General features: G+C 66.9%; 4 protein-coding genes. All 4 read left to right on the top strand.

Going from position 1 to position 6,502, the window contains the following annotated elements; genetic code table 11:
- Nucleotides 1-10: 10 nt before the first annotated feature.
- Nucleotides 11-1,507: a TolC family outer membrane protein gene (locus ACJ8FR_RS02680; protein WP_407827061.1), complete on the top strand. Its 1,497-nt coding sequence runs from the start codon at nucleotides 11-13 to the stop codon at nucleotides 1,505-1,507.
- A 15-nt stretch (nucleotides 1,508-1,522) separates the two neighbouring features.
- A complete protein-coding gene (locus ACJ8FR_RS02685) occupies nucleotides 1,523-1,951 on the top strand; it encodes a DUF2497 domain-containing protein (RefSeq protein WP_407827062.1) in 429 nt (142 codons plus the stop codon).
- A gap of 37 nt (nucleotides 1,952-1,988) precedes the next feature.
- Nucleotides 1,989-4,085 (top strand): prolyl oligopeptidase family serine peptidase, encoded by a 2,097-nt coding sequence (locus ACJ8FR_RS02690; protein WP_407827063.1) that lies wholly within the window; start codon nucleotides 1,989-1,991, stop codon nucleotides 4,083-4,085.
- 35 nt (nucleotides 4,086-4,120) lie between these two features.
- On the top strand, nucleotides 4,121-6,502 hold a 2,382-nt coding region (locus ACJ8FR_RS02695; protein ID WP_407827064.1), incomplete at its 3' end, for a valine--tRNA ligase.

The following is a 6,502-nucleotide window of genomic DNA, read 5'->3' on the forward strand; positions in this document are numbered from 1 at the left end:
GGGCGGCATTTTGTATTCGAAGATCTTTACCGCGTCGCTGATGGCTGCGCTCATGGCCGGGACAGCGAGCGCAGACACGCTGCGCGACGCGCTCGTCTCCACCTATGCGACCAATCCGACACTGACCGGGCAGCGCGAGGCGCTCCGCGCGACCGACGCCACCGTGGCGATTGCCAGGGCAGCCGGCCGGCCGCAGGTCAGCGGCACCGTCGGGCTCAACCGCGACCTCGCCCGCAGTGGCATCCTCGACGTCGGCGGCAAGGGCCCGACGGTGTCGGCGGGGGTCGACCTCAGCTACCCTTTGTTCAACGGCGGCAGCGTCCGCAATAACGTCCGCGCCGCCCAGACCCGCGTCGAGGCCGGACGGGCGACGCTCCGCGCCGTCGAGGGCGACGTCTTCACCCTCGCCGTCGCGTCTTACATGGACGTGATCCGCGACCGGGCGATCGTCGAATTGAACCAGAACAACGTCAAGGTGCTCCAGACCAACCTGGAAGCCACGACCGACCGGTTCAAGATCGGCGATCTCACCCGCACCGACGTTGCCCAGTCCGAGGCGCGCCTGCAGCTCGGCCGCTCGGACCTCGCGACGGCGGAGGGGCGCCTCGCTGCGAGTGAAGCCACCTATCGCCAGGTGATCGGCCATGCGCCGGGCCAGCTCGCCCCGCCGCCGCCGCTGCCGCCGCTGCCCAAGAGCGAGGACGAGGCGGTGAGGATCGCGCTCGCCAACAACCCCGACCTGATCGCGACCACCCGCCAGGCGGCTGCCGCGGGCTACGACGTCAACGTCGCGCGGGCCGGGCGGCTGCCGACGCTGTCGGGCGTGGTCAGCGGCACCTATGTCAACTCGCTCGGTGGCACCACCGGCGCTTTCCCGAACACCGGCACGCAGACGACCGCCGGGCTCACGGCCCGGATTCCGATCTTCCAGGGCGGGCTGCCCGCCGCCCGAATCCGCCAGGCCCAGGCATTCGAGGGACAAGCGCTCGAGCAGGTCGTCGGGACCGAACGCGCTGTCGTGCAGGCGGCGCGCGCCGCCTTTGCCGCTTATGATGCCGCCCAAAGAGCGATCCAGGCGAACACGGTCGCGGTGCAGGCCAACGAGCTGGCGCTCGAGGGCAACCGCGCCGAACAGAGCGTCGGCACGCGCACGATCATCGAGGTGCTCAACGCGGAGCAGGAGCTGCTCAACTCACAGGTCCTGCTGGTGACCGCGAAGCGCGACGCCTATGTCGCGGGCTTCCAGCTGCTGAACGCGATGGGCCAGGCCGAGGCGCAGGATCTCGGGCTCGACGGCGGGCCGTTCTACGACCCGCTCGGCAATTATCGCCGCGTCGCGGGCAATTGGAGCGACTGGGCGAGCGACCCGCGCCATCCGACCGTCGCCACCCGCACCGTGAGCCCGCAGGAGCTCCCGCCCAACCCCGCGGTCACGCCGCAGCTCGTCCCTGGAACCGTATTGACCGAGCCGGTGGTTACGTCAGGCGTGACTCCTCCGCCGCAATAAATATACAGCGGCGTCATGCAGTCGCATGGCCGCGAACCTTCGATGGAAGACATCCTCGCCTCGATCAAGAAAGTGATCGCCGAGGAGAAGGAGCTGCGCGTGCCGGCGGCGCCGGTCGATTCGATCGAGGACGAACCGCTGCCGGAGGACAGCTCCGCGGCGGATGAGGACGTGCTCGAGCTCGACCAGCCGCTTGCGCCGCCGATGGACCTCGGGCCGCCCCTGGTCGACGAGCAGCTCGCCGGCCAGAGCCGCCAGAAGCTCGAAGCGCTACAGACGGTTGCCGCGACCATTCCCGCCTCGGCCGCGGTCAACCCGCTCGAGGAGATCATCCGCGGCATGCTCCGGCCGATGCTCAAGCAGTGGCTCGACGAGCATTTGCCGCAAATGGTCGATGAGCATGTGAAGCGGGAGATCTCCCGGATCACCGGTCGGCCGCTCTAATCCTTGCAGACCGCCGCGGGTTTGCTACCCCTGCGGCATGATCCAGACCAAGCTCCTCCTCGCCGCCGCGGCCGCTGCGCTCGCGGTTTCCCCGGCGCACGCCCGCCCGATGACCGCCACCGACATGCACTCGATGCATCGGCTCGGTGCGCCGGAAGTCTCATCCGACGGCCGCCGGGCGGCGTTCACCATCTCGACCACCGACTGGGGCAAGAACAAGCGCGTCAACACGCTCTACACCCTCGACCTAATGACTCCGGGCGCGACGCCGCAGGCGGTCGCCGGCGCCGCAAAGGGGCACGACGCGTCGTTCGCTCGCGACGGCTCGCTGTGGTTCCTGATGGCAGTGGGCGACCACGACCAGCTGTTCCGCAAGCCGCTCGGCGGTGCGCCGATCCAGGTCAGCCACTTTCCGGTCGACGTCAGCGGGTTCAAGCTCGCGCCGACCGGCGATCGGGTGGTGGTTTGGGCCGATCGGCCCGACTGTTCCGACCTGGCTTGCTCGACCGCGCAGCTGCCGGCGAAGCCCGCTGGCTCGGGCCGCACCTACGACCAATTGTTCATCCGCCATTGGGACACCTGGGCCGAACCGGGCGTCCGTTCGCGGCTCTACTCCTTCCCCGTGATCAACGGTCGCTTGAGCGGCGGCGGAGTCCGGCTGACCACCGGCCTCGTTGGCGACACGCCGTCCAAGCCGATGGGCGGCGGGGAAGAGTTGGCGATCTCGCCCGACGGCCGCACCGTCTATTTCGCGCTGCGCGAAGCCGGCCGGATCGAGCCCTTGTCGACCAATCTCGATATTTTCGCGGTGCCTAGCGACGGCTCAGCTCCGCCGGTCAACCTAGCCGCCGCCAACAAGGCGACCGACAACCTGCCCGCCGTGTCGCCCGACGGACGGACGCTCGCTTATTTCGCTATGGCCCGGCCAGGCTACGAGGCCGACCGCCAGGTGCTGATGCTGCGCGACCTCGCGACCGGTACCGTCCGCCCGCTGACGCAAAGTTGGGACCGGTCGGTCGGGTCAATTGCCTGGACCGCCGACGGCAACGGCCTGCTGGTCACGGCCGAAGACACCCTTGAGCAGCCGGTGTTCCGGGTCGACGCGCGCACCGGCGCGGTGACAAGACTGACCGGCGACGGCCATTTCGATAATGTCCGCCCACTGCCCGGCGGCGGCGCGATCGTCACCATGAACACCATCATGGCGCCCGACGATCTATACCGGCTCGACGCCGGCGGCCACGCGACGAGGCTGACCGATGTCAATCGCGAGCTGCTCGCCCAGCTCGATCCGGTCGCGTTCCAAAAGTTCAGCTTCACCGGTGCGAACAACGACCGCGTCTGGGGCTGGGAGCTCAAGCCCGCGAACGCCACCGCCAAGCTGCCGACGCTGCTGCTGGTCCATGGCGGCCCGCAAGGCACCTTCAGCGACAGCTGGTCGTACCGCTGGAACCCGCGCCTGTTCTCGGCGCCGGGCTATGGCGTGGTAGCAATCGATTTCCACGGATCCACCGGTTACGGCCAGGCCTTCAGCGACGCCATCCGGCAGAACTGGGGCGGCTGGCCGCTGCAGGACCTGCAGCTCGGCCTCACTTATGCGACCGCGCACGATCCGCAGCTCGACGGCAGCAACGCCTGCGCGGCCGGGGGTTCGTACGGTGGCTACATGATGAACTGGATCGAAGGGCAATGGCCGGACCGATTCAAGTGCATCATCCAGCATGACGGCGTGTTCGACGCCCGCGCCATGGCCTACGAAACCGAGGAGCTGTGGTTCGACGAGTGGGAGCATGGCGGCCACCCATATTATGAGGCGCCAGCCGAGTTCGAACGGTGGAACCCGGTCAATTACGTGCAGAATTGGCGAACGCCGCAGCTCGTGGTCACCAGCGAAAAGGACTTCCGCATTCCTTACACTCAGGGGATCGCCGCCTTCACCGCGCTCCAGCGCCGCAACATCCCGTCGCGGCTGCTGATCTTCCCCGACGAGAACCATTGGGTGCTGAAACCGAAGAATTCGGTCCAGTGGTACGACGAGTTCTTCGGTTGGACGACGCGTTACATCGGCGGGCGCGCGCCCCGGGCGCCAGCCGCGCGTGTTCCAGCGTCGCAGGCCAAGCCCGAGCGAGGTTGATGCTGCAGCGCGGCATCGCTAGTCGCGCTTGAAGCATGAGCGAGCTTCCCAAGACCTTCGAACCGCGCGCGATCGAGGATCGCTGGTATGCGCATTGGGAAAGCCGCGGCCTGTTCCGGCCCGATCGGCGGGACGACACGCCGTGGACGATCGTCATGCCGCCGCCCAACGTCACCGGCAGCCTGCACATCGGCCACGCGCTCGACATCACGCTCCAGGACGTGCTCACGCGGCGCGAGCGGATGCTCGGCAAGGACGCTTTGTGGGTCGTCGGCACCGACCATGCCGGGATCGCCACCCAGATGGTGGTCGAGCGCAATCTCGAGAGCCAGGGCATAAGACGTGCCGATATCGGCCGCGAGGCATTCCTCGAGCATGTGTGGGAATGGAAGGCGCAATCGGGCGGGGCGATCACCCGCCAGCTTCGCCGCCTCGGTGCCTCGTGCGACTGGGCGCACGAGCGCTTCACCATGGACGAGGGATTCCAGCGGGCGGTCACTCATGCCTTCGTCGAGCTGTACAGGCGCGGCCTCGCCTACCGCGACAAACGGCTCGTCAACTGGGACCCCGGGTTCCAGACCGCGATCAGCGACCTCGAGGTCGAGAACCGCGAAGTTCAGGGCCACATGTGGCATTTCAAATATCCGCTCGCGGACGGCGAGACCTATACCTATGTCGAGCGCGACGCCGATGGCGCGGTCGTGCTTGAGGAAGAGCGGGATTACATTTCGATCGCCACTACCCGGCCCGAGACCATGCTCGGCGACGGAGCGGTCGCCGTTCATCCCGACGACGAGCGCTATCGTCCGATCGTCGGAAAGCTTTGCGAGATCCCGGTCGGGCCGAAGGAACATCGACGCCTGATTCCGATCATCACCGACGAATACCCCGACCCGAATTTCGGATCGGGAGCGGTCAAGATCACCGGCGCTCACGACCTCAACGACTATGGCGTCGCCCAGCGCAACGGCATTCCGATGTACCGGCTGATGGACGAAACCGCGCACATGCGCAGCGACGGGCCTTCCTATGCCGAATCCGCGGCGCGCGCGCTGGCGATCGCGCGCGGCGAGCGGGCCAGCGCCGCGGACGTCGACGCGCTCAATCTTGTGCCAGAGGCCTATCGCGGTCTCGACCGTTACGAGGCTCGCAAACTGGTCGTGGCCGACATCGATGCCGAAGGCCTGATGATCAAGGTCGAGGACAGGGTGATCATGCAGCCCTTTGGCGACCGTTCCGGGCTCGTGATCGAACCGATGCTGACCGACCAATGGTATGTCGACGCCGGCAGGCTGGTCGGTCCGGTGCTCGACGCGACGCGCGCGGACGAGATCCGGGTCGTGCCGGAAACGTGGAAAAAGACCTGGTTCAACTGGCTCGAGAATATCCAGCCGTGGACCGTTTCGCGCCAGCTGTGGTGGGGCCACCGCATCCCAGCGTGGTATGATGCGGATGGCAAAGTTTTTGTGGCGGAAACTGTTGCGGAAGCGCAATCGCAGGCGGGGCCGGGTGTTGCACTCACCCAGGACGAAGATGTCCTCGACACCTGGTTCTCATCCGCGCTGTGGCCGTTCGCGACGCTCGGCTGGCCGGAGCAAACCGAAGACCTTCGCCGCCATTACCCCAACGACGTGCTCATCTCGGGCTTCGACATCCTGTTCTTCTGGGACGCGCGGATGGCGATGCAGGGCCTGGAGTTCATGAAGCAAGTGCCGTGGCGCACGCTCTACCTCCACGGCCTCGTCCGCGATGCGCACGGCCAGAAGATGTCGAAGTCGAAGGGCAATACCGTCGACCCGCTCGGCCTGATCGACAAATATGGCGCCGACGCGCTGCGCTTCACGCTTGCCGCGATGGAAAGCCAGGGCCGCGACATCAAGCTCGATGAGAAGCGCGTCGAGGGCTACCGCAATTTCGCGACCAAGCTGTGGAACGCCGCCCGCTTCCTGCAGATGAACGGCGTCGGCGCGAGCGACAGCATTGCCGCGCCGCCTGCCGAGCTTCCGATCAACCGCTGGATCATTGGCGAGGTAGTGGAAACGCTGGCCAAGCTCGACCGCGCGTTCGACGAGCTGCGCTACGACGAGATGGCCGACGCCATCTATCATTTCGTCTGGGGCACCTTCTGCGACTGGTACGTCGAGCTGATCAAGGGCGCGTTCGACGAGGAGACCAAGCGCGTCGCCGCCTGGGCGTTCGACCAGATCCTGGTGATGCTCCACCCGCTGATGCCGTTCATCACCGAGGAGCTGTGGGGCGCGATGGGCGAGCGGCCCTACGAGTTGATCGTCGCCACCGATCGGCCGGAGCGCTACGTGTGGTTCGGCACGCGTGTGGACATCCAGTACCTGGACGCCTCGCTGTTGCGATCGTGGCGAGGCGCGGAGCCGTTTTCGATGCGGCAGAAGCTGATGCTC

It is taken from the genome of Sphingomonas sp. (assembly GCF_045810705.1).
Lineage (GTDB): Bacteria > Pseudomonadota > Alphaproteobacteria > Sphingomonadales > Sphingomonadaceae > Sphingomicrobium.

What these genes read in the sequence shown, in the direction of transcription:
- ACJ8FR_RS02685 (WP_407827062.1), top strand. Translation starts at nt 1,523, where the DNA reads ATGCAGTCGCATGGCCGCGAACCTTCGATGGAAGACATCCTCGCCTCG.
- ACJ8FR_RS02690 (WP_407827063.1), top strand. Translation starts at nt 1,989, where the DNA reads ATGATCCAGACCAAGCTCCTCCTCGCCGCCGCGGCCGCTGCGCTCGCG.